This window comes from Kitasatospora sp. NPDC059599, from assembly GCF_042735125.1.
Classification (GTDB): domain Bacteria; phylum Actinomycetota; class Actinomycetes; order Streptomycetales; family Streptomycetaceae; genus Kitasatospora.
The window spans coordinates 1-2,813 of record NZ_JBHWCL010000133.1; the positions used below are offsets into that span (position 1 = coordinate 1).

1 protein-coding gene and 1 pseudogene are annotated in these 2,813 nt (G+C 71.0%); one reads left to right on the top strand and one right to left on the bottom strand.

The annotated features are described in order from the left end of the window. The first annotated feature begins 110 nt into the window (after nucleotides 1-110). Nucleotides 111-2,096 (top strand): ABC transporter ATP-binding protein, encoded by a 1,986-nt coding sequence (locus ACFV04_RS33650; RefSeq protein WP_380534636.1) that lies wholly within the window; start codon nucleotides 111-113, stop codon nucleotides 2,094-2,096. Between the two features lie 491 nt (nucleotides 2,097-2,587). Here the strand turns inward: ACFV04_RS33650 and ACFV04_RS33655 are convergent. Continuing rightward, nucleotides 2,588-2,813: pseudogene (locus ACFV04_RS33655) on the bottom strand (hypothetical protein); the annotation flags it as partial.

Below are 2,813 nucleotides of genomic sequence, written 5' to 3' on the forward strand. Positions count from 1 at the left end.
CGCCCGGCACGGTGCCGACCGGTTCGACCCTGCCCGTCCGCACCGGCTACGCCGGTCCCTGACGGCACCGGCCCCCGACCATGGCGATTCCCCTCGGCGAAAGGGAGCTTGTGGCCAGCGCACCCAAGACCTCGACGGACCCGGTGCCGGACAGCGAGCAGCTGCTGTTCGGCGGTCCGATGCGCTACGACTACGGCTGGGCCAAGCATGAGATGGCCAGCGACAAGGTGACGTTCTGGGCGGTGGCGCGGCAGATGCCGGGTTTCCTGCGTCTGGCCGGGCGGATGGCCTGGGACGCCGACCGCGCGGCGCTGGTGACCCTGGTCGGCGCCGAGCTGCTGCGCGGCCTGGCCGCGGCTGTCGCGCTGATCGCCACCAACCACGTGCTGACGGCCCTGCTTGCTCCCGGCGAGGTCGCCGACGTGCTGCGGGCCGCCGTGCCGGCGATCGTGGCGGTCGGGGTGATCGCGAGCCTGTCCTCGGTGCTGTCCGCAGCCTCGGGCTGGGCGGGCGAGCGCCTCAAGCCGGCGGTCTTCCGCCGGGCCACCATCGAGTTCCTGGGCATCGTCAGCCGGTCCGAGCTGGAGGCCATCGAAGACCCGGCGTTCCTCGCCGAGGTGGACAGCGCCCGCTGGGGCGCGATGTCACTGCAGAGCATCATCGGCCAGGCCACCTCCGTCCTCACCGCCACCTTCGGCCTCGTCTCCGCCGCCGGCGTCCTGTCCGTCCTCCACCCCGCCCTACTGCCCATGCTGGTGCTGATCGCCGCCCCGCGAGGATGGGGCGCGGTACGCACCGCGCGGCGCCACTACGCCTCCACCCGGGCCTGGCTCCAGCACAACCGGGCCAGCACCCTGCTCGCGGACATGCTCATCCGCCCCTACTCCGCGGCCGAGCAGCGCGTGCACGCCGCCGGGCCGTTCATCCTCCACCACTACGAGCAGATGGCCCGCGCCGCCGAACAGGAACAGGCCCGCCTCGCCGGGGCGAAGGCCCGCACCGACCTGCTCTCCGCCGCCCTGGCCGGCGCCGCCACCCTCGGCGCATTAGCCCTCCTCGGCTCGCTCGTCATGAACGGCACGATCCCGCTCGCCGCCGCCGGCACCGCCGTGGTCGCCATCCGCACCGGCTCCACGAGCATCAGCGGCCTCGTCTCCCAGATCAACGGCCTGTACGAGGAAAGCCTGTTCGTCCGCGACCTCGACCAGCTGCGCCGCGAAGGCCACCGCCGGGCCATCCCCACCGGCGGCACCCCGCTGCCCGAGCGACCCGAGACGATCACCGTCGAGGACGTCTCATTCACCTACGCCGGCCGCGACACCCCCGCGCTCGACAAGGTCACCCTCACGATCCCCCGGGGCAAGGTCATCGCCCTGGTGGGAGCCAACGGCTCCGGCAAGTCCACCCTGGCCAACATCCTGTGCGGGGTCTACCAGCCGCACCAGGGCCGCGTCCGGTGGGACGGCATCGACACCGCGACCGCCGACCGCGACCAGCTCTTCAGCAGCGTCGCCCTGCTCGCCCAGAACTTCCAGCGCTGGTCCTTCACCCTGCGCGCCAACCTGCTGCTCGGCCGCCCCGAAGTCTCCTGCGACCAGCGGCAGCTGGAGACCGCCGCCGACTACGCCGACCTCCACCCGGTGATCGAAGAGCTGCCCCGCAGCTGGGACACCCTCGTCGCCAAGGGCTTTGAGGGCGGCGTAGGACTCTCGGGCGGACAGTGGCAGAAGGTCGCCCTCGCCCGTACCCACCTGCGCCTCACCACGCCCGACGCCCACGGCCGGCTTCCCGCCCTCGTCGTGGTCGACGAGCCGACGTCCGCGATGGACCCGGAAACCGAAGTCGAGGCGTTCGAGCAGATCCGCCAACTCACCGCCCTCGGCGTCACCGTCGTCCTCATCACCCATCGCCTCGGCGCCACCGCCAAGGCCGACCGCATCTTCGTCCTCGACCACGGCCGCCTCGTAGAACAGGGGAGCCACTCCGAGCTGATGGCCCAGAAACCGGCCACGCGCTACCGCGAGAGCTATCTCCTCCAGGCCGCCCAGTACGACCTCGGCGACCGCCTGCCGCACCAGACCACCGCCGGTGCCTGACACGCTCACTCGGTAGTCCCCGATCCGACCAGCCGGGAGAAGCCAATGAGCGCACCGAACTCACCTGAAACGCCGCAGCCGTCCGCCACCACCTCGTGGGACGACCTGCTCGCCCGCGGTACCGAGCACATCCAGCGCGCCCCACGAACTCATCGCTGCCACCAGCGGCTACGCCGGACACAGTCCCGACCTCATCTGGGGAAACCTCCAGACTCCCGCGTAAGCACAGGAGGTCCCGCGCATAGTAGCCAACCTGCACCAGCTCCCCGACGACTCTCACGCCGGCGCGGCCGAACGCACCGCCCGCGCCCGCTACCTCGGGCATGACGGCCGGATCTATCCACGTCCTGCTCGGAGAACAGGCCGAAATCGGCGGGCGCCGAGGTGATGCGTGCCCAACTGCAGGACCTCCTGGGCGTCCTCACGGTGCCAGGCCTGCGGCTGGGGATCATCCCGGCCCGAGCCCCGTCCCCCGGCCATCAGGACGAAACCTACGAAGGACTTCTGCCGGTGAGCTCGGCGATCAGCTGACCGTAGGAGTGATCCTTGCCCAAGACCCGAGTGATGTCGGGCAGGAGTTCCGCGAAAAACTGGGCTGCCTTGTTGCAGTCGCCTGCCATCCACACGTTGTATGCGTGTCGAACCCGGGAGTCCAAGGTGTCCGGGTCGTCGCGGCCGAGGACACGCGTCTGGTCGGGGACGAGCTCGGCGAACAAC